Consider the following 20437-nt stretch of genomic DNA (forward strand, 5'->3'; position numbering starts at 1 on the left):
TAACCTTATTGTAACAAGGATACCCATTTATAATGAGAATAGTTAAGAAAATATCCCCCCTTGATCTTGTTGAGCGTTTAAAGAATGAAGACATATTTTTGGTCGATATTCGTAATGCTCAGGAATATGCGGATGAATGCCTGAAAAGTTCGATTAATATTCCAATTGAAGAGTTGAAAGATAACGATTTTGAAAACATACGTAACAAGGTTGTTGTTTTTTATTGCCGAGGAGGCCACCGGACAGCCCAGGCAACGGAACTTCTGAGAAAGCAGCCTTTCAAGGAAATTGTAATTCTCGAAGGCGGACTTATGGCTTGGAAAGCGCAACGACTAGCCACAAAGAAATCCACAAGAGCTCCTATGGATATTATGCGTCAGGTACAGATAATAGCAGGAAGCCTTGTAATGCTCGGTGTGGTGTTGGGAGTGACTGTAAGTCCCAATTATTTATTCATTTCAGGTTTTGTGGGCGGTGGATTATTTCTTGCGGGCATTTCAGGGTTTTGTGGTATGGCGCGTTTTCTAAGGTTTATGCCTTGGAATAAAAGGATAATTTAACAAAAAGACTGCCTTAATAAATTAGATAAAAAGCCACTGATATTTAATAGTTTTATAACTATCGGCTTATATTCTGCTGTTTGGTTTTTGTGATGCCTGCTCTTTGTAGGAATCGAGATTTTTGTGGTGGCTCTGATTTCCTTTGTTATTAAATTCAGAAAATAAACAAGCACGGTTAATGGTGGTAAGTGAGGATCAGCGTTTTTTGTCTGATCTTCTAACCAGTTTACGTGATGTTGGCTTCGTTAATGTCGCAAGCTGTAATGAGTTTGAATTCACTGAAAATTCTAACCCAGAATTACTACTGTTTGATGTCGGGTCTTTAAATGAAAGTTTGAAGCTCGTTCTCAGTCAGTTGCGGAGCTTGCCTGATAATAAAGCCTGCCCAATGTTGTGTATTGAGAAAGAGGGGCATGAGTTATCTGACGAGGAAAGCCTTGAACTTTTTAGTGATGTCATCTCATTTCCACGGGACTTAAATCGGCTAGGGTTATGTTGTTCTTCTGTATTGTATACGCATCGGGAGCGTCGGGATTGGGTTCTGGAACGTCAACGACTAGAAGCCGAGTTGGCTAAGAAAACACAGAAGGCGGATTTAGCCCTTGTTCTTCTTAAGCAGGCTGAGAAGAAAATTATTGATAAAAACCCAGATTTACTGAGCCGGGATCAAGAAAACCACAACATCATTGCCGACATGAGCCATGAGTTGCGGACGCCCTTAAATGCGATACTTGGCTTCTCTGAAATTATGAAGGAAGAACGTCTGGGGTCTCTGGGGCATGATAAGTATCTTGGGTATGTCGGGGATATCCATAACGCGAGTAAACATCTTCTTGGTATTGTAAATGATGTTCTTGATCTGGCTAAAACAGAACCAGAAGAGCCAAGCCTTGAGATTACTGAGATATCCGTTTTGGATGCAGTTAATGAGACCATGAGAATGATGGCTTTTGTAGAGCGTCAACCACTTTGTCCGGTTGCGTCAACCACCTTGGCCGCTTTTGATGCGGCTGTGATCTGACGTTTATTTACGATGCTTCAGGCATATTTTTCACCTTTTTGTTTGTGGTTTTCCGCAACATTTTTTTGAGATTTTGGGCGGCTTCCCATTGTCTGTAGCTGTCGATATTCATCTCAAGAATGGTTGAGTGGTGAACAAGACGATCGATTGCTGCAACGGTCATGGCCTTATCTTGAAAAATATTGTCCCATCCGCTAAAAGGTTGATTGGCAGCAATTGCAATACTTCGGTACTCATATCGTCTGGCGATCAATTCAAAGAGCACGGATGTTTCAGATATATCCCTTTGTGCATAGGTAATATCATCGAGAATGATGAGATCAAATTTATCGAGTTTTGCGAGGGCGTTTTCGAGCATAAGTTCACGTCTGGCAGCCTGGAGTTTTTGCACCAGATCACTGGTTTGCGTATAGAGCACACGGTATCCAGCCTCTATAAGAGCATAACCTACGGCGCATAGGAGATGAGTTTTTCCTCCCCCTGAATTTCCAATGGCAATCAGATTTGCTCTTGCGTCAATCCAGTCACCGGCAGACAAGGCTTCGACCTGCGCCTTTTTCACGTTAGGCAGCCGCTTGAAGTTAAAAGTGGCCAGAGTTTTTCCGCCCAGCAGGTTTGATGCGTTGAGATGGCGTTGAATGCGTCGCGTGTCCCTTTCGGCCAATTCATATTCGGCCAAAACGGCAAGGAACCTGGCTGCTGACCAGCCCTCCTTGTCGGATTGGATTGCGATATCTTGCCAGTGTTTGTGAAAGCTGGGTAATCGTAAGTCAGTTAGCATAAGAGGCAGCTTGTGCTGATCCACTTCAATGTTTGTCATGCCCGATCCTCCAACAGAGTATCAAAGACTGATAATGAAGGTTGAACCACGGGAATATCAGGAGGTAAATCCGTGTTCTTTTTTGTGATATTCAGCTTAAGTTTTTTTGCGCAAGGTAGCCTTCCTGCATTGATTTCTCTCGAAATCAGGTGCGCGACTTCGGCCTCACAAGCCTCTTCGTGCGCAAGGAAAAGTATCCCAACCATCTGACGACACGCATCTCTGCGGGACAACTTTTTCTGAAACAATGTCCAGGCCAGGGAGTACTCGGTTCTTGGAAAAATACTGTCACGATAAATAGAATTGGCGAGTGCCTGAGGTTTACGTTTGAGAGCATGAATGACGTGATGATAATTGATAACATGAATGCGGGGGCCTTTGCCGTGCCCCCGCTCACGAGAATGGCTGACGACATGAGTGCTGCCTAGATAGGCTTCTATCCGGTTATCGTAAATATGGACACGCAAGCGTTGACCAATTAGGCGAGAAGGGGCGCTATAAAAAACCTGCTTAACTAAAAAACCACTTGTTTTGGTAACTCTCGACACGACTTCAGTGTAATCTGTTGTTCGCCGAGGAGGTAACGCCTTGAGAGATTTCAACTCTGTTTGGATATCTTGGTCACGATGTTTGTTCCGTCTAGCAATCAGCTCGTCCAAAAATCGCCGATACTCATCCAAAGTGTCAAAGTCATTACTGCCACGCAAAATCAGGGCCTGCTTTATCGCAGTCTTAAGGTGACCGTGGTGAGATTCAATGGCACCGTTCTCGTGTGATTCCCCTCTGTTATTTCGACTGGCCTCCATACCGTAGTGCTCAACAAAAGCAGAATAACGTTTGGTAATGTCCTCCTTTTCCTCAACGCTCAAATTCCGAAAGGCCGCAGACAGGCTGTCGGTCCGGTGGTTTTCAGGAGCGCCCCCCAAGGACCAAAGCGCATTTTGTAAGTTCTCCGCAAGGGCTGTAAAACTCTCACCGCCAAGTACGACCCCAACATGTTCCCATCGGCTATATACCAGAACAAAATGATAGAGCCGATGCACCAAAGGATCTCCTGCAATGGTAATACTTAAGTCGGCTGCATCCGTGAAATCTGATTGGCCCATGTAACCCGGCTCAGGTGTTTGCCTGAAAATGATATCCTTTTCAGGGCCATTCAGAGCCCGCCATCCCCGAACTCGGCGCTCTAACGTGCGCTTGACACGGTCATCGGGAAAACGGAGCGGATAGAGGCTCTGTATGTGGCGCAACAAAGTAATGGGTTTGACCGAGTTGTCTTTATCCAAAATGGGAAGGATGTCCTTATCCCAGATATCTTCAAGCGGATCAGAAACTGTTCGCCCTCGCTTTATATTGCGTTGTGACGGTAAAGTCGCATCAACGTAAAATCGGCGGGCCGTGCGTTCGCTAAACCCTGCGCGGGCAGCGGCGGTTCGTTGACCATGAGTTTTTCTATCTGTCATGTAAAGTCTCAGTTGTTCATCTGTGATAAATTTATACGGCAAACAGGTTCCTCCAATTACATCTAGAGGTTCCTAATTTATCAACTCACAGCAGCTTGTAACTAACACCAAATTAAGCCTTGGCCGGTGGATCTGATTATCAAACGGGCACGCCCTTTTTAATGATCAGATCCACCGGCCAAGGTGGTTGTCGCAACCGGCCAAGGTTATTGTCGCTGAACAGGCTTTGCTTGCAGAGGAGTCTGGGGTTGAGCTTTCAGTCAATATTGCGGATGATTTTCCTGGCCTGAAAACGGATGAGCGTCGATTTAAGCAAGTTCTAACAAACCTTGTCTCTAACGCTATCAAGTTTACGCGACGAGGCGGTCGTGTATGTGTTGAGGGTCAGTTTGATGTGAAAGACGGGGCCGTTTTGATGGTTATTCGCGATAATGGTATCGGTATGACTTCTGAGCAACTTGCTCTTGCATTAAGCCCTTACAGCCAGGTTCATGAAGCGCAAATACATACACATGTCAGGGGTACGGGGCTGGGATTACCTATCTCTAAAAAATCAGTTGAGTCTTTGGGAGGTGATTTTACGATTTCTTCCGAGCCGGGGTTAGGCACCGCTATTACTCTTAGGTTCCCTTTGGAACTCGTCGTGATTAACAGTTAACACTCCTGTTCTAGTGTGAATTTTTCTTCAAAGTAGTGATTGTAAAACTGTTTCGCTTAATTTCTTCTTGTTCCAGTCGACACCTTTTTTCATCCAAATCAGCTTTTACTTGCTCTAAAGAGCGCAATGGTTTGGTTAAGTAAGGGCTAGCGGTAACGGAATAAGAAGTTTTCATCAAGTTATCCACAGAGTTGTCCACAAGATGTGGTGGTGTGCCTAACTAGATATACACAAATTAGGGTGATTCGAAAAGAAATTAAATCTTAGGTAGATATTTGGTGTTAATAAATACCTATGAGTGTGCATTTGTCCGAGGTAATCAATAGTTTTTGGATTCTATAATAACTCTATCTTGACCAAGCGCCTATCAAGCCCCAAGTTTAAGGGGAGCCGCGATGCTGGAATCCAGATTGCGATAATTAAATGGCTGCCTATTGGGGCCAATGAATAATGAGCCTTGCTCTATAGAGGAGGTATGAGTGTCGAGATTGTCTCTGTTTAACAGTCCATTGATGCTAGGTTTTGAGCAATTCGAGCAGGCGATGGATATGATTTCCAAGACCGCTACTGATGGCTACCCACCGTATAATGTGGAAAAGGTCAGTGAAAATAAAATACGTATAACGCTCGCAGTGGCAGGGTTCTCCCCCGAAGATATACAGGTTCAAATTGAGAATAATCAATTGGTTATTCGCGGTAAGGCAAAGTCGGACGACGATAAAGAGTACCTTCACCGCGGAATTGCAACCCGACAATTTCGGCGGGCATTTGTTCTAGCTGAGGGTATCGAAGTTCTTAATGCAAATATGGATAATGGACTCTTGCATGTTGAGCTTGAACAGCCCCTACAGAACGTTACAATTCGAAGTATCGAGATTCAAACAAATAACAATCAAGCCAAAGCGGCTGTAATTGAAGACAAGCACGAATAATTTGGAAAAGAATTAAATCAGGTTGATGGTTCTTTAAGAATAATGAATTTATGATAGGGGCGATGGTGACCGATTTGAGTTTGATGCTGTCGGAGCCTAGGTTGGAAAAGAGTTATGATGATTAAGCAAGTTATATCAGAGTTAATGACAGATCAGGATATGACGGCCCTTGGCTTGGAAGTCGTGGCCTATGTTAAGCCTGTTGATGTAGAGGGAGATGCTTGCTTTGGCATTTTTGCAGCAGATGGAACCGAAATCACTGTTGTTGGGGATCGAGATGTTGCATTTGCAGCTGTACGCCAACAGGACTTAGAGCCTTTGAGTGTTCACTAGGAAATTCCTTTCTGTTTGACGCTAAATACCTTTCGTGTGTGATGTCTTAGAATATCCAGTATTAAAAAAAGGCCCCCATTTGGGAGCCTTTTGTCTTTTAATGTTTTAACCGAAGTCTTGTTAAGCTGCGTGGCTGGTTGTTGTTGCACTCAAGAGTGCATAGATGCCATCGTCGCTTTCAGTTCCTCTCAGCTTCTCACAGGTGGATGCGTTCCTTAGAAAGCGAGATACCCGCGCTAAAGCTTTGAGGTGATCGGCACCGGCCGTTTCAGGTGCAAGTAACAAACAGATCAGATCCACAGGTTGCTCATCGATGGAATCAAAGTCAATTGGGCGTTCCAATTTAACGAAGAAACCATAGAGTTTGTCGAGATTAGGAAGTTTACCGTGAGGAATGGCAATGCCTTGTCCGATCCCGGTAGTTCCTAGTTTTTCCCGTTCAATCAGAACATCAAAGATGTCCCGCTCTTCTGATCCAGTAATTTTTGCAGCCCGTTTAGCAATTTCTTGAAGAAATTGCTTTTTACTGTTGGCGCGCAAATCAGCGGCCACGGCATTAGGGCCGATTAGGTCGGTTAATTCCATTACATAAGTCTTTAGCTGTTACGTGCTCTGGCTTTTTAAGGGGTCAACCCAGCCAATATTTCCATCAGAACGACGGTAGATCATATTTAATCCTCCGTGTTTGCTGTTGTGGAACATCATTGCTGGAAGATCTTCGAGATCCATGCGCATAACGGCAAGGCCTGCTGTTAAAGTTGGAATCTCAGTCGCCATTTCAGCCACAATTAAGGGGCTTTCTTCAGCGTCAATTTCGTTTTGTTCTTCTTTTTCCTGCTCACCAGAAAGAATGTAATGCTGAGCATGGGTAGCTTCTTTACCACCCTCGGCGTGATCATCGCGTAGTCTGCGCTTATGGCGGCGCAACCGTTTGGACAGTCGCTCAGCGGCCAGATCAAATGCAGGGTATGGTTCTCCTGCTTCACCATTAGCTTCTAGTCGTATATTTTTTCCAACGTGCGCAACTACCGTTGTGCGGTAGAGGTACGCATTTTTGGATATAGTGACATTTACATCAATTGCATCACCAAAATACTTATCCAGTGTAGCGGAAAGATTTTCTTCGATATGAGTGCGCAGCGCGTCGCCAACGTCGAGCTGCTTGCCTTTAACGGAAAGCTGCATGTGAACAAATTCTCTGAATTGTTAAGGGGGTTAGCGTAATGGCCATATGTGCCAATCAAGCCCCGCTATCTGGGGCGGCACCATAGTGACGTCGTTTATCAGAGTCAAGGACAGTAGGTAGAACCATGTTTTCCTCTCGCTAAAGTAAACGACATACGTAGTATACACAGTCTTTTTAAGAGAGTCGATTTTGTTAAGCGAAAAAATTACAAAGTAAGCTTTTTTTCTCTGCGTCGTTGTACGGAAGAAGGGATTCCCAGGGCTTCCCGATATTTCGCAATTGTGCGTCGGGCAATATCAATGCCTTCGGCTTTTAATTTTGTAACGAGCGCATCGTCTGACAAGATTTTCTTGGGATCTTCGTCGTCGATTAACCTCTTAATCCTGTCTCGAACGGCCTCTGAAGAGTGAGCATTGCCATCATCGCCAGCGATTGAAGAGGTGAAAAAATACTTCATCTCAAATGTGCCCCGAGGCGTCACCATGTATTTGTTGGATGTCACCCTACTTACAGTAGATTCATGCATCTCAATGACTTCCGCTATATCTTTTAAGGTGAGGGGCTTGAGGGCTTGCACCCCTTTTTGTAAAAAGCCATCCTGTTGGCGTACGATTTCAGTCGCGACTTTCAATACGGTGGTTGCGCGTTGATGAAGAGCCTTGATAAGCCAGTTGGCTGATTGAAGTTGCTCGGATATGTAGGTCTTATCTTCCTTGCTTCGGGCCTGATCAGATATGCTGCCGTAGTACTTGTTATTAATGAGCACTTTGGGGAGGGCATCACTATTGAGTTCAATATGCCAGCCGCCTGCATTATCGGACTTAATAATAACTTCAGGAATAAGAGTTTCGACATCACTGGTATCAAATGCAGCAGCGGGCCTTGGGTTTAAGGCCCTGATTTCCGCAACCATCTCTGTGATATCTTCCTCGTCAACACCACAGACACTACGGAGTCCTTTTAAATCCCGTTTTGCCAGAAGATCGAGGTTGTCCAAAAGGGCCTGAATAGCAGGGTCGAGTCGATTTTTTTCTTTAAGTTGTATTGCGAGGCATTCTGCGAGATCTCGAGCGCAAATGCCAACGGGGTCAAACTCTTGAAGTGAGCTAAGTACAGACTTAACAAGGTCTAGAGGGCAGCCAAGCTGTTCTGCAAGCTCTTCAAGATTGGCTTTTATGTAGCCAGACTCATTTACTTGATCGATCAGATGAACCCCGATAAGTCTTTTGGTCGGGGAATCGATCTCCATATTGAGTTGTTCGCGCAGATGATCTCGAAGCGTTATTGTTTCTTTTAGTCTGTTTTCGAGAGAATAAGAGGCATCGTCGAAGCGGGTGTTTCCGCCGGGACCCCAATTAGAGAAAGACGTACTATCTTCTGTCCATTGGTTGTCAGGGCTGCTGTCGTAATAATTATCGAATTCATTGTCGAGAGGGGCCTGGTTGCTGTCTGGTAGCGTTTCTGCATTGGAAAGCTCAAGGGAATCAGGCTGAGATGTTTCGCTTTCTGAAGGAGCTGCAGCTGCTGAATGCAGGTCTGTATTTTCAGAGTTCGTCAGGGCTGAATTGCCTGTGCCGTCATCCCGGTCAAGAAGAGGGTTTTGTTCCACTTCTTGTTGAACGTAGTCAGCCAAATCCATGTTCGACAGCTGCAGGAGTTTTATCGCCTGCTGTAACTGCGGGGTCATAACGAGGCTTTGACTCTGCCTCAGCTCTAATCTTTGCGATATTGCCATAGGTATAACCCTTAGAGGCTAAACCTTTCACCTAAGTAAACACGACGCACGTCGTCGTTATTTACGATTTCACCAGGAGTGCCTTCCATCAGCACCATTCCATCATGGATGATATAGGCCCGATCAACAATATCCAAGGTTTCTCGTACATTGTGATCAGTGATTAAAACCCCAATTCCTCTATCCTTAAGGTGCATGACCAGATCGCGGATGTCACCGACAGCAATGGGATCAATACCTGCAAGAGGCTCATCTAGGAGGATGAAACTTGGATCTGAAGCAAGGGCACGGGCGATTTCTACACGGCGACGTTCACCACCAGAAAGGGCTATTGCGGGCGTGTTACGAAGGTGGGTAATGGAGAACTCAGCCAGGAGGCTGTCAAGTTTCGCTTCCCGTTTACTTCTCACAGGCTCTACGACTTCCAATACGCCGCGAATGTTTTCCTCAACAGAGAGGCCGCGGAAAATAGAGGCTTCTTGTGGGAGGTAGCCAATACCCATGCGTGATCGGCGGTACATTGGCAAGTCAGTAATGTCTTGATTATCTAGCGTTACCCAACCTGAATCTGGAGAAAGTAATCCGGTGATGATATAAAAACTTGTGGTTTTACCTGCACCATTGGGGCCTAGAAGTCCAACGACTTCTCCCCTTTGTACGCGCATAGAAACGGCCCTGAGAACGGGTCTCTTTTTGAAGCTCTTACCTATGTTGGTGACCATTAGCCCCTGGTTGTCAGCGATAAGAGACGGCTTCGGTTTCTCATCCTGGTTTGCCGCTATTTTCTGGTCTTCTGTCATTAAGCTCTGCCGTTACTCGTCACGATTATTGTTATATGCCTTTGAAACGCGGTGGGCGCTTCTCAATTATTCATGTTTTCAATTACGGTTTTTTCTTGCTTGAGGGGAGTATCAAACCGGTAACAGGTTTCCCGCTTTGGCTCTTTAGCTTACTAACTCCGGTTGCGAGGTTGAACTCAGCCTGATCACCATTCATTTGATTTTCCCCCTGAGTTATTTTGACATTCCCGGTCAGGTTAGCCAACTCCTTCTTTACATAATAAGTGCCATTGTCCCCCGTGGCATATTCTGTTTTGGTCGCAACCCTGACATCCCCATGTGCATCAATGCGATCCAATTCGAGCTTGTTCGCAGCGTCTCGGACGAAATATGCCGTCAGAACATTGCCCCGAACGCGCTTGTCTTCACGAATGGCAACTGCGTTGCCTCTCGCAATTGCCAACTGTTTGGTTTCCCAGTATTCGAGGCTGTCTCTGGCCGTAATTGTGTCGGCGCCACTTACCATGCGCAGGTTTTGACCGGTAAGGACCATTACTTGTTTGTCGATGTCATAGACGCCGTTATCACCGTAAGCGGTTTCTCCTGGGGAAACGATTTTGACATTTCCAACCGCATCAACGCGATATATTTCAGTGCCCCCCTCAACGCCTTCACGGTAATGAGCAACAAGCTGGTCGCCATAAACTTCCAGCTCACCTTGGGCGGCACGTGCATTGCCACTCGCGACGTATTGCTTTTGATCTCTACGCCACTCAATACCCTCGTCGGCATTGATTTCGAGAGGAACATTGCTGTTTCCCAGTCCCTCCGTCAGTGCCTGAGCGTTGATAGCTGTGAGCGGGGCGGTGATAAGTGTTGTTATAAGCGTAAGGGCAGACGCCAGGCGTTTAATTTTTTCACAGATTTTTATTTCGCGGGTCATTATTTCAAGGCCTCCTGAGCCCCAGGAAGGATGATCAATCGACTTTTCCCTGTAAAGGTGATGCGTTTTCCGCGATCAGTGATAACAAAACCCTCAGAATTGATAGTTCCTGCAGGGCCATGCCCCTCAACAGGTAATTGTCCAAAGGCTGAACCTGCCTTGGCATCAAACATAGCTTCTTCTGTGAGAATCTGAAAACCTTGATCTTGGAAGATATTCACATTGCCGTTGAGATTGAGGTATTTTTCATCCCTATCGTAGATGCCCGATTGAGCAGAGAGAGCGAGCCAAGTACCATCTTCCAAGGTGATGTCCGCTTTTGGAAGTGTTAGAAAAATTTCACTTTCACGTTCGCTGGACTGTTCAGCAAGATCCGCGATTATAGTATAGGGTTGATCGTTATCATCAAGGCCGAGATATTTCGGGTTTAGAGCACTTAGAGTGTCGGGTGTCGTTTCGCCAAGGATTTCTTTCGTGATTATTGTCGCTTCTGAAATCACCTGCTTTTCCAGCTGGGGCCAGACGACAACGAGGAGTATTAGAACGATTGCGAAAATAGGAAGAGTAACTTTGGCGATACTTACAAAGACACTATAGGCGTTGCCTCCTGAATAACTAGGAGGTTTGACGGGTGCGCTTACTTCCGGTGTTATAGTACCCGTTTTTGCAATCCTATCAGATGATCTTTGTGACGAGCTCATTCTCTTATGCAATCTCACTCATATACAATGTCAGGCAATCCCGGCGCGGAGACAGTCATGGATGTGTATTATTCCGACAGGGAGGTCATCTTCAGTAACAAAAAGGCTTGTGATTGACCTTTCGTTCATCTGGCCAAGCGCTTCTGCAGCCAAGGCGTTTGGACGCGTAGTTTTTGGGGCGGCGGTCATTACTTTTTCCGCAGTCATGGAAAGTAAGTCAGCATCCATATGGCGACGTAAGTCCCCATCCGTAATGATACCTGTCAGTTGTCCCTGAGTGTTTGTGACACCTATACAGCCAAAGGCGCGATTGGTCATGATAAGGATTGTTTCTGTCATGGAAGTCTCGCTCGTACAAAGCGGGAGCCTCTCACCATGCATGATGTCAGAAACTTTTAAGAGTTGATTGCCTAATGCCCCGCCTGGATGGAAGACTTTGAAGTCGTTGGGCTGAAAATTCTTTTGCTCCATAAGGGCGATTGCGAGGGCATCGCCTAGGGCAAGTGACATTGTTGTCGATGTTGTCGGTGCCAGGCCATGGGGGCAAGCTTCTGGAAGTGATGGTAAAATAAGCGCTACATCTGCGGCTTCTGCTAATGAAGAGTTCTTCTTGCTGGTCATGGCGATCAAGGGGATGCCAAAGCGTCGAGTATAAGTGATGAGATCACTTAGTTCTGAAGTGTTTCCAGAGTTTGACATGGCCAGAACTGCGTCATTCCTTGTGATCATGCCAAGGTCGCCGTGGCTTGCCTCGCCAGGATGTACGCAATAAGCGGGCGTCCCTGTCGATGCCAGGGTCGCAGCTATTTTCTTGGCGATGTGCCCGCTCTTGCCCATCCCTGAGATTATGACGCGACCCGTGACGTTGTTCAGTATGGTCAAGGCCTCGATGAAATTTCCATCGAGCTCTTTACTGAGCAACTGTATGCCTTCAGCTTCTAAATCCAAAACGCGCCGCGCTGTTTCTAGCGCGTTAGATTTATCTTTTATCGTGTCGGTCATGCTTGGCTCGATAGTACGAACTTGATTGGCCATTAGTAATAATTAATTCCAAGACAAAAACTAGGTTTGGCACCAAAGGTGCATGTCTAGTTAATTGGTACACTCAAAACGCAGGTAAGTAAAACCAACGCAGTTAAAAACATTCGAAAAATGGCTTCAAAAAATGTCGAGATAAAGGCTGATCTCACAAATTATGATCAGCCTTTAAGTGTAATCATTTTAGCTGTGGGCAAAAATATCAGTTTCATCCCAACCAGCAATGTCTAGTTTGGCGCGCCAGGGGAGGAAATCGAAGCAAGATTTGGCCATTTCGGTTCTGCCTTCCCGCTCAAGTCTTTCTTCGAGAATGGCCATCATTTTGTGGAGATAAAGCACATCAGAGGCGGCATATTTTAACTGATCTTCAGAGAGGTCTGGCGAGCCCCAGTCAGAAGATTGCTGCTGCTTGGAGATATCGACTTTTAAAAGCTCTTTGCAGAGCTCTTTCAGGCCATGTCTGTCTGTGTAGGTTCTTATTAGTTTTGAGGCAATTTTGGTGCAGAAAACAGGATTGCAGGTGACACCGAGGTACCGTTCAATTGCGGCAAGGTCAAAGCGGGCAAAATGGAAGATTTTAGTGATATTTTGATTTGTAAAGAGGGCTCGCAAATTTGGTGCGTCAAAGTTACCCTCTTTAAATTGGACGAGGTGACAAACACCATCCCCGGCAGAGAGTTGGATTAGGCAGAGACGATCGCGAGAGAGGTTCAGACCCATGGTTTCGGAATCAACCGCAACAGAGTTCCCAAAATCAATATCGTCGGGTAGGTCTGTTTGATGGAGATGGATTTTTACTTCGCTCACTGGAAACTCCTGAATTGGGTTGTTCGCGCTAAGAGCATAACAGCTAAGCGTCGATGTATCGTTAATGTGCTGCATTCTCACTGGAAGTAAGATTCTGTCAAGTTTCTTGCCTGATAGCAGTGTATTTTAGCCTCTTGCTTAAAGGGCCCCTATGCCTAGAGCTAAGTTGATCTGAGTAAGTCTTATGAAGCAGGGGAATCTATAGCTATAGGAATAGATTTTGTTTGGGGTATGGTATTATAGGCCGAGTATGTTTAGGCGTAACCTAATCGTATAGAGGATAGGCAGATGGTCAGCCCTACAAAAAATTCCCCCAAGGTCATAACAGTGTTTGGCGGGTCGGGATTTATCGGTCGCTATGTCGTTTCGATGTTGGCGCGAGATGGGTGGCAGGTTCGTGTGCCTACTCGTGATCCTCAGGGGGTTAAGTATCTGCTACCCAGTAGTAGTGTTGGGCAAGTCGTGCCGATCGCGGTTGATATTCGTGATCAGGAGTCGATTACGCACGTTGTTGCTGGTAGTAGTGCAGTTATTAATCTTGTTGGGATCCTCTTCGAGAGCGGAAGGCAGCGCTTCGATATCCTTCAATCCCAGTTGCCGGGACTTGTCGGGACTGCGGCCAGAGACTGTCAGGTTTCTGCTTTTGTTCAGATGTCTGCCATCGGCGCGGATTTAAATTCGGCCTCTGCCTATGGTCGAACTAAGGGGGAGGGGGAGGAAGCTGCTAGGGAAGGCTTCCCGGGTGTGACTGTCATCCGCCCGAGTATTGTTTTCGGTCCTGAAGATGATTTTTTTAATCGTTTTGCGAAGATGGCCTCCGTCAGTCCTTTTTTGCCTCTTGTTGGTGGAGGGGAAGTTAAATTTCAGCCTGTTTTTGTTCAGAATGTTGCTGAGGCCATTCTTAAAGCGGTTAATGATCCTGAAAAGTATGGTGGGAAAACCTATGAATTGGGCGGTCCGAGGATACTGTCCTTTCGCGAATGTTTGGAAAGTATGCTGAAGCATGTGAACTGTCGCCGCCTTTTGGTTCCGCTTCCACTGTGGTTGGCGTGGTTACAGGCCTTATTTTTTGAACTTCTACCACAACCGCCTTTAACCAGAGATCAGCTTAAAATGTTAGAGCGGGATAATGTTGTAAGTCGTGAGGCTATGGGTTTCCGTGACTTTGGAATCGATCCTGTTGATGTCAGGGTTGTTTTACCGACCTATCTGTCGCGGTATCGGGAGGGAGGAAAATAATGGATTGTATTGACTGGCTACAATATAGTCTCGTATCGGAACTAAATTGCAAAAATTTAAATTTCTAACTCATATTTAAGTCTGAAATTTTGTATAAATTTGACAAATAGGTCAAATATAGTTACCTATATGCATCATTGATCATTATTATAATAAAGATGACTGGGTGCCAACTTTTGAAATATTTCATAAGTAACTGACGATAATAAAAAAATGGCAGCCTGGTTCAGGAGATAAAGTATGTCTGACAAGATGCTGCAATTCGTTCGGCAAGAGCGAAAGATGCCTGAAAAAAGAGCTGCTGATCAGCGGAATGAAGATTTTCGTGAAATATACGACTCTTTTACTGAGGGAGCGGCCCAAATTCAGGCAAGCCGTTGCTCCCAGTGTGGTGTGCCTTTTTGTCAGATCCACTGTCCTCTTTCCAACAACATCCCGGACTGGTTGATGTTAACGGCAAATGGTCGCTTGGAAGAGGCCTATGAGCTATCCCAGGCAACGAATAATTTTCCGGAGATTTGTGGCAGAATTTGCCCTCAGGACCGTTTGTGCGAAGGCTCCTGTGTAATTCAGCAGTCAGGTCATGAAACCGTGACCATTGGGGCAGTTGAGAAGTATCTTACTGATAATGCATGGGACAATGGTTGGGTTAAGCCCGCAAAGCCCCGGAGCGAACGCGCAGAAACAGTCGCAATTATTGGGGCTGGTCCCGGAGGGTTGGCCGCGGGTGAACAGCTCCGCCGCAAGGGTTATCAGGTCCATATATATGATCGGTATGATCGCGCTGGAGGATTGCTTTCATATGGCATTCCAGGCTTTAAACTTGAAAAAGACGTGGTCGATCGCCGTATTGCTCTTTTGGAAGAGGCGGGTATTGAATTCCATCTCGGCCAGGACATTGGTGGGACGCTTCCTTTTTCTGAACTTCGTGAGAAGCATGATGCGGTTTTGGTTGCGACAGGTGTTTATCAAGCGCGGGATCTTCGTCTTCCCGGTAGCGAACTTGGTAATATACTACCCGCGCTTTATTATCTGACAGAATCAAACCGGCAAGATCTCGGTATGGGTTCCGATCATATGAGTGAAGCCCTTGATGCCAAGGATAAGAACGTTGTCGTGATCGGTGGTGGGGACACTGCAATGGATTGTGTTCGGACAGCTGTACGTCAGGGCGCGAAATCAGTTAAGTGCCTTTATCGCCGCGATAAAGAAAATATGCCGGGTTCTGAGCGTGAAGTGCAAAATGCAGAAGAAGAAGGTGTGGAATTTGTTTGGTTGGCTGCGCCCGATGCTTTTATCGGAAACGAAAACGTCAGTGAAGTCCTGGTTTCAAAAGTTCACCTGGGGATGCCAGATTCTTCCGGCCGGCAAGTGCCGCAAATTGTTCCTGACTCAAGAGAAGCTATTCCTGCAGATCTGGTGATTAAGGCTCTCGGTTTTTCCCCGGAAAACCTACCCAAGCTCTTTAACGAAGAAGGGCTTGAAGTCAGTAGCCACGGAACTCTGCGCATAGATAATGCAACGATGATGACTGCCCTTGATGGTGTTTTTGCTGCTGGTGACATTGTCCGCGGTGCATCACTTGTGGTTTGGGCGATCAAAGATGCCCGCGATGCCGCCGATCAAATACATTCATATATTGAGCGCAGAAAAACTGCCGCCGCTTAAGGAGAGACCCCATGGATACGAATAACCCGATTAAAGAATGGGAACAGCAGGCTGCGCACTACCAAAAGCATGGTTTGTATAATCCGGAAGATGAGCACTCTGCCTGTGGTGTTGGACTTGTTGCCGCCATTGACGGAAAACCACGTCGTTCCGTCGTCGAGGCTGGTATTGAAGCGCTCAAAGCAGTCTGGCACCGTGGTGCTGTCGATGCTGATGGCAAGACAGGTGATGGCTGCGGTATCCACGTCGAGATTCCAAAAGGGTTTTTCCGCGAGCATATTGAGCACATCGGTCATGCCAAGAAAAAAGAAGACTTGGCAATTGGCATGGTGTTTTTGCCGAGGACGGATTTTGGCTCTCAAGAGCGCTGTCGTGTTATCGTTGAGCGCGAAATTCTTAACTTTGGTTATTCCATATATGGATGGCGTCAGGTTCCGGTCAACACGTCAATATGCGGTGAAAAAGCAAGCCTGAATCGCCCTGAAATCGAACAGATCATGATTGCGAACAGCAAGGGTGTCGATGCTGAGCGTTTTGAGACAGATCTCTACATTATTCGTCGTCGGATTGAAGCCGCGACAGAACGTGATTCGATCAAGGACTTCTATATCTGCTCCTTAAGTTGTCGTTCTATCATCTACAAAGGAATGGTTCTCGCCGAGAAGTTGGCAGACTTTTATCCGGATCTTCAAGATGAGCGCTTTGTCTCTAGTTTTGCGATTTTCCACCAACGATTTTCGACCAATACTTTTCCAACATGGCATCTTGCTCAGCCTTTCCGGGTCATTGCACACAACGGTGAGATCAACACTCTCCGCGGTAATGTCAATTGGATGAAATCCCACGAATGCCGGATTGATCACCCTAAATTTGGTTCTCATGTGGAAGATCTCAAACCGGTCATCTTGCCGGGGAGTTCTGATTCTGCAGCGTTGGATTCTGTGTTTGAGCTCATGATTAGATCAGACCGTAGTTTGCCAATGGCGAAAACACTTCTGGTGCCAGAATCATGGAGTAAAAATGATGCTGTGCCGCAAGAGCACAAGGAACTCTATGCCTATTGTAATGCAGTGATGGAGCCTTGGGATGGTCCTGCTGCTGTCTGTGGTTTCTCTGGCCCTTGGGCTTTGGCGGGGACGGACCGTAATGGTCTGCGCCCAGTAAGATATGCAATTACACAAGATGGTCTGCTCTTCGCTGGATCTGAAACAGGCATGGTGCATATTGATGTCAGCCGTGTTGTTGAAAATGGTCGTTTAGGCCCGGGGCAAATGATTGCGGTTAACTTTGAAGAAGGCCGTATTTACAAGGATAAAGAGCTTAAAGATCGTTTGGCTGCCCAACAGCCATATGGCGACTGGCTGCAGAATATTCTTGTTATCGATGACTTGGTCAAAAAACATAAGTATAGCCAGCAGCCCCTCAGCAGGGATGAATTACGCCGTCGCCAGTTAGATTTTGGTCTCACTGTGGAAGATATGGAGCTTATTCTCCATCCGATGGTCGAGAATGCAAAAGAAGCTATCGGATCTATGGGCGATGATACGCCTCTTGCTGTTTTGTCCGATAAAGTGCGCCCTATGCACCACTTCTTCCGTCAGAACTTTAGCCAGGTTACCAACCCGCCTATCGACAGCCTGAGAGAAAAGCAGGTCATGTCCTTGATCACGCGCTTGGGTAATCTCGGGAACGTGCTTGATGAAGAAGAAGGCCAGGTGACGATCCTGCAATTGGACTCGCCAGTTCTTACCAACTCTGAGTTTGTTGCGCTTTCAAAGCACATGGGCCGTTCGGTTGGGGTTGTTGATTGTACTTTTGAGGCCAATGGTAAACCGGGGGCTCTTCGTCATGCCCTGCACCGTATTCGCCGAGAAGCAGAAGAGCTCGTTAGAGAGGGTTTTGAACACGTTGTTCTGAGTGATGAAACGCAGTCCGCAGAACGGGTTTGCATACCGATGATCTTGGCGACAGGTGCTGTTCACACTCATCTCGTCGACCATAAGCTTCGCTCTTTCTGCTCTATCAACGTACGTAGTGCTGAATGCCTTGATGTGCATTACTTTGCCGTCCTTATCGGGGTCGGTGCGACGACCGTAAATGCTTATCTTGCTGAAGAAGCGATTGCTGATCGTCATCGTCGCGGATTATTTGGTGAACTAAGTTTCGATGAATGTATGGAACGTTTTACCACCGCTGTTGATGATGGCTTGCTCAAAATTATGGGTAAGATGGGTATCTCCGTTGTTTCCTCTTATCGCGGTGGTTACAATTTTGAGGCGCTAGGTCTTTCCAGAACACTTGTTGATGAATTCTTCCCGGGTATGCCAAGCCGGATCTCAGGTATTGGTATGAGCGGTCTGGAAGAAAAGGCCCTGGAATTACACAAGATAGCGTGGGATTCAGATACGACGACCCTGCCGATTGGTGGTTTTTACCGTTACCGAGCTGGTGGTGAAGAACACGCGTGGGAGGGGCAGTTAATCCACACGATGCAGACCGCTGTGACCAAAGGGTCTTATTCGCTCTTTAAAAAATATACCAAAGGTCTCCACGAACGTCCGCCGATCAATCTGCTTGATCTGCTTGATTTTAAGCATGATCCCAATGGTGGCTTGGATGTGGAAGATACAGAATCTATCACCTCTCTTCGTAAACGGTTCATTACGCCAGCGATGTCGCTCGGTGCTTTGAGCCCAGAGGCGCACGGAACACTTAACATTGCCATGAACCGTATCGGAGCCAAGTCCGATTCTGGGGAAGGTGGTGAAGTGCCCGAGCGTTACGTGCCTCACCCCAATGGCGACAATGAAAACTCTGCTATCAAGCAGGTGGCTTCTGGTCGCTTTGGGGTGACGGCTGAATATCTGAACAAGTGTCGTGAGATTGAAATCAAAGTTGCTCAGGGGGCAAAGCCTGGCGAGGGCGGGCAGCTCCCGGGTTTCAAGGTGACAAAGCTAATTGCGAGGCTGCGTCACTCGACACCAGGTGTGACACTGATTTCTCCACCACCGCATCACGATATCTATTCTATCGAGGATTTGGCGCAGCTTATTTACGATCTGAAACAGATCAATCCAATTGCGAAGGTATGCGTGAAATTGGTTGCGCGTTCCGGTATCGGAACTGTTGCCGCTGGTGTCGCTAAAGCCAAAGCGGATGTCATTCTCATTTCTGGTAATGTTGGCGGAACTGGTGCTTCTCCTCAAACATCCCTGAAGTTTGCGGGGGTACCCTGGGAGATCGGTCTGAGTGAAGTGCAGCAAGTTTTGACCCTAAACGGTCTGCGTAATAACGTAACGCTACGGACCGATGGTGGGCTGAAAACGGGCCGGGATATTGTTATCGCAGCGATGCTAGGTGCTGAGGAATACGGTGTCGGCACGGCTTCACTTGTCGCTATGGGCTGTATTATGGTTCGTCAGTGTCACTCAAACACCTGTCCGGTTGGGGTTTGTACTCAAGATAATGATCTCCGGGCAAAGTTTGATGGTACACCTGAAAAAGTAGTTAATCTCTTTAGCTTCATTGCAGAAGAAGTGCGTGAGATCCTTGCGTCTCTAGGCTTCAAAACCTTGAACGAAATCATCGGACGCACCGACCTTTTGAAACAGGTTAGTCGTGGTGCTCCTCACCTCGATGATTTGGACCTTAACCCTCTGCTTGCTCTTGCTGACAGTGGGGATGCAAAACGTTACTGCACATTGGAGGGGCGTAATGCTGTTCCAGATACTCTTGATGCCCAGATTATTGAAGATGCTAATCCATTCTTCGAAGTCGGGGAAAAGATGCAGTTACAATACAACGTACGCAATACGCACCGCGCTGTTGGTACGCGATTGGCCTCTAAAATCACCCGCCGTTTTGGCATGAAAGAGTTACAGCCTGGCCATATAACAGTCCGTTTACGCGGATCTGCGGGGCAATCTCTTGGTGCTTTTGCGGTTCAGGGGATGAAATTGGAAGTCTTTGGTGATGCCAATGATTACGTTGGAAAAGGGCTGTCCGGTGGAGAGATCGTTGTGAGGCCATTGGCATCAAGCAACCTTTCTACACAACACAACACGATCATTGGAAATACTGTGCTTTACGGGGCGACGGCAGGAAAACTTTTCGCTGCAGGCCAAGCAGGTGAGCGTTTTGCCGTGCGTAATTCGGGTGCTAAAGTTGTGGTCGAAGGTTGCGGCTCCAATGGTTGCGAATATATGACAGGTGGAACAGCTGTTATTCTTGGCGATGTTGGGATGAACTTTGCTGCTGGAATGTCGGGTGGTATGGCCTTTGTCTACGATCCTAACCGTATACTGCCAAGCCGGATCAATGATGAAAGTGTTATCTATCAGCAAGTTAAAACTGATCATTGGGAGCAGGTCCTGCTTGATCTTGTGAGAGAACATCAGGCTGAAACGCAATCGGTTTATACCGAGCGTCTTTTGAATGATTGGCAGCAGATCAAAGGTGATTTTTGGCAGGTCATTCCGAAAGAAATGCTCGCACTGTTGGAGCACCCGATTGCCAACGAAGCCGAATTGAAAACGGCTTAATTTCGACACGTGA

General features: G+C 46.6%; 18 protein-coding genes. 8 read left to right on the forward strand and 10 right to left on the reverse strand.

Annotated elements, in window-relative coordinates; genetic code table 11:
* Positions 1-32 precede the first annotated feature (32 nt).
* Positions 33-560: a rhodanese-like domain-containing protein gene (locus ACOGW3_RS10940; protein WP_419902999.1), complete on the forward strand. Its 528-nt coding sequence runs from the start codon at positions 33-35 to the stop codon at positions 558-560.
* A gap of 205 nt (positions 561-765) precedes the next feature.
* Complete coding sequence (locus tag ACOGW3_RS10945) at positions 766-1581, forward strand: sensor histidine kinase (RefSeq protein ID WP_419903000.1); 816 nt, start codon at positions 766-768, stop codon at positions 1579-1581.
* 7 nt (positions 1582-1588) lie between these two features.
* Here the strand turns inward: ACOGW3_RS10945 and istB are convergent, their stop codons facing one another.
* Together istB and istA are read right to left on the reverse strand one after the other, a co-directional pair.
* Positions 1589-2401 (reverse strand): IS21-like element helper ATPase IstB, encoded by an 813-nt coding sequence (gene istB / locus ACOGW3_RS10950; RefSeq protein ID WP_419901088.1) that lies wholly within the window; start codon positions 2399-2401, stop codon positions 1589-1591.
* Positions 2398-3906, reverse strand: a complete 1509-nt coding sequence (istA, locus tag ACOGW3_RS10955; protein ID WP_419902888.1) for an IS21 family transposase — start codon at positions 3904-3906, stop codon at positions 2398-2400. The genes istB and istA overlap by 4 nt, the downstream gene beginning before the upstream one ends.
* A gap of 145 nt (positions 3907-4051) precedes the next feature.
* Between istA and ACOGW3_RS10960 the strand changes: the two genes are divergently transcribed.
* The 3 genes from ACOGW3_RS10960 to ACOGW3_RS10970 all read left to right on the forward strand — a co-directional run bounded on the left by ACOGW3_RS10960 (position 4052) and on the right by ACOGW3_RS10970 (position 5787).
* Positions 4052-4522: a sensor histidine kinase gene (locus ACOGW3_RS10960; protein ID WP_419903001.1), complete on the forward strand. Its 471-nt coding sequence runs from the start codon at positions 4052-4054 to the stop codon at positions 4520-4522.
* Positions 4523-5001: 479 nt separating this feature from the next.
* On the forward strand, positions 5002-5454 hold the full coding sequence (locus tag ACOGW3_RS10965) for an Hsp20 family protein (RefSeq protein ID WP_419903002.1): 453 nt from the start codon (positions 5002-5004) through the stop codon (positions 5452-5454).
* Positions 5455-5568: 114 nt separating this feature from the next.
* A complete protein-coding gene (locus ACOGW3_RS10970; protein ID WP_419903003.1) occupies positions 5569-5787 on the forward strand; it encodes a DUF1150 family protein in 219 nt (72 codons plus the stop codon).
* Positions 5788-5907: 120 nt separating this feature from the next.
* On the opposite strand, the gene ptsN is transcribed toward ACOGW3_RS10970, so the two are convergent.
* The 8 genes from ptsN to ACOGW3_RS11010 form a co-directional block, all read right to left on the reverse strand.
* On the reverse strand, positions 5908-6372 hold the full coding sequence (gene ptsN / locus ACOGW3_RS10975) for a PTS IIA-like nitrogen regulatory protein PtsN (protein ID WP_419903004.1): 465 nt from the start codon (positions 6370-6372) through the stop codon (positions 5908-5910).
* A gap of 18 nt (positions 6373-6390) precedes the next feature.
* Positions 6391-6972 carry a ribosome hibernation-promoting factor, HPF/YfiA family gene (gene hpf, locus ACOGW3_RS10980; RefSeq protein WP_419903005.1) on the reverse strand — a complete coding sequence of 194 codons (582 nt, stop codon included), beginning with the start codon at positions 6970-6972 and terminating at the stop codon, positions 6391-6393.
* Between the two features lie 206 nt (positions 6973-7178).
* Positions 7179-8708 (reverse strand): RNA polymerase factor sigma-54, encoded by a 1530-nt coding sequence (gene rpoN / locus ACOGW3_RS10985; RefSeq protein WP_419903006.1) that lies wholly within the window; start codon positions 8706-8708, stop codon positions 7179-7181.
* A gap of 11 nt (positions 8709-8719) precedes the next feature.
* On the reverse strand, positions 8720-9508 hold the full coding sequence (lptB, locus tag ACOGW3_RS10990; RefSeq protein ID WP_419903007.1) for an LPS export ABC transporter ATP-binding protein: 789 nt from the start codon (positions 9506-9508) through the stop codon (positions 8720-8722).
* Positions 9509-9590: 82 nt separating this feature from the next.
* The gene (locus tag ACOGW3_RS10995) at positions 9591-10430 is read right to left on the reverse strand and encodes an LptA/OstA family protein (RefSeq protein ID WP_419903008.1); all 840 of its coding nucleotides are present in this window, start codon (positions 10428-10430) and stop codon (positions 9591-9593) included.
* Positions 10430-11131 carry an LPS export ABC transporter periplasmic protein LptC gene (gene lptC / locus ACOGW3_RS11000; protein ID WP_419903009.1) on the reverse strand — a complete coding sequence of 234 codons (702 nt, stop codon included), beginning with the start codon at positions 11129-11131 and terminating at the stop codon, positions 10430-10432. The genes ACOGW3_RS10995 and lptC overlap by 1 nt, the downstream gene beginning before the upstream one ends.
* Positions 11132-11161: 30 nt before the next feature.
* Positions 11162-12133: a KpsF/GutQ family sugar-phosphate isomerase gene (locus ACOGW3_RS11005; RefSeq protein WP_419903010.1), complete on the reverse strand. Its 972-nt coding sequence runs from the start codon at positions 12131-12133 to the stop codon at positions 11162-11164.
* A 219-nt stretch (positions 12134-12352) separates the two neighbouring features.
* Positions 12353-12976: a ribonuclease D gene (locus ACOGW3_RS11010; protein ID WP_419903011.1), complete on the reverse strand. Its 624-nt coding sequence runs from the start codon at positions 12974-12976 to the stop codon at positions 12353-12355.
* Positions 12977-13264: 288 nt separating this feature from the next.
* Here ACOGW3_RS11010 and ACOGW3_RS11015 point away from each other — a divergent pair, with 288 nt between their 5' ends.
* The 3 genes from ACOGW3_RS11015 to gltB all read left to right on the forward strand — a co-directional run bounded on the left by ACOGW3_RS11015 (position 13265) and on the right by gltB (position 20424).
* Positions 13265-14215: a complex I NDUFA9 subunit family protein gene (locus ACOGW3_RS11015; protein ID WP_419903012.1), complete on the forward strand. Its 951-nt coding sequence runs from the start codon at positions 13265-13267 to the stop codon at positions 14213-14215.
* A 240-nt stretch (positions 14216-14455) separates the two neighbouring features.
* Positions 14456-15883 carry an NAD(P)-dependent oxidoreductase gene (locus ACOGW3_RS11020; RefSeq protein WP_419903013.1) on the forward strand — a complete coding sequence of 476 codons (1428 nt, stop codon included), beginning with the start codon at positions 14456-14458 and terminating at the stop codon, positions 15881-15883.
* A gap of 11 nt (positions 15884-15894) precedes the next feature.
* Positions 15895-20424, forward strand: a complete 4530-nt coding sequence (gene gltB / locus ACOGW3_RS11025; RefSeq protein ID WP_419903014.1) for a glutamate synthase large subunit — start codon at positions 15895-15897, stop codon at positions 20422-20424.
* The last annotated feature ends 13 nt before the right edge of the window (positions 20425-20437 follow it).

It is taken from the genome of Kiloniella sp. (assembly GCF_965205715.1).
In the GTDB taxonomy this organism is placed as follows: domain Bacteria; phylum Pseudomonadota; class Alphaproteobacteria; order Kiloniellales; family Kiloniellaceae; genus Kiloniella.

Excerpts from the sequence above, each read along its gene's own strand:
- ACOGW3_RS11015 (WP_419903012.1), top strand. The coding sequence starts at position 13,265 with ATGGTCAGCCCTACAAAAAATTCCCCCAAGGTCATAACAGTGTTTGGC.
- gltB (WP_419903014.1), top strand. The coding sequence starts at position 15,895 with ATGGATACGAATAACCCGATTAAAGAATGGGAACAGCAGGCTGCGCAC.
- ptsN (WP_419903004.1), bottom strand. The coding sequence starts at position 6,372 with ATGGAATTAACCGACCTAATCGGCCCTAATGCCGTGGCCGCTGATTTG.
- ACOGW3_RS10970 (WP_419903003.1), top strand. The coding sequence starts at position 5,569 with ATGATGATTAAGCAAGTTATATCAGAGTTAATGACAGATCAGGATATG.
- hpf (WP_419903005.1), bottom strand. The coding sequence starts at position 6,972 with ATGCAGCTTTCCGTTAAAGGCAAGCAGCTCGACGTTGGCGACGCGCTG.
- ACOGW3_RS10940 (WP_419902999.1), top strand. The coding sequence starts at position 33 with ATGAGAATAGTTAAGAAAATATCCCCCCTTGATCTTGTTGAGCGTTTA.
- lptB (WP_419903007.1), bottom strand. The coding sequence starts at position 9,508 with ATGACAGAAGACCAGAAAATAGCGGCAAACCAGGATGAGAAACCGAAG.
- ACOGW3_RS11020 (WP_419903013.1), top strand. The coding sequence starts at position 14,456 with ATGTCTGACAAGATGCTGCAATTCGTTCGGCAAGAGCGAAAGATGCCT.
- ACOGW3_RS11005 (WP_419903010.1), bottom strand. The coding sequence starts at position 12,133 with ATGACCGACACGATAAAAGATAAATCTAACGCGCTAGAAACAGCGCGG.
- rpoN (WP_419903006.1), bottom strand. The coding sequence starts at position 8,708 with ATGGCAATATCGCAAAGATTAGAGCTGAGGCAGAGTCAAAGCCTCGTT.
- ACOGW3_RS10995 (WP_419903008.1), bottom strand. The coding sequence starts at position 10,430 with ATGACCCGCGAAATAAAAATCTGTGAAAAAATTAAACGCCTGGCGTCT.
- istB (WP_419901088.1), bottom strand. The coding sequence starts at position 2,401 with ATGACAAACATTGAAGTGGATCAGCACAAGCTGCCTCTTATGCTAACT.
- lptC (WP_419903009.1), bottom strand. The coding sequence starts at position 11,131 with ATGAGCTCGTCACAAAGATCATCTGATAGGATTGCAAAAACGGGTACT.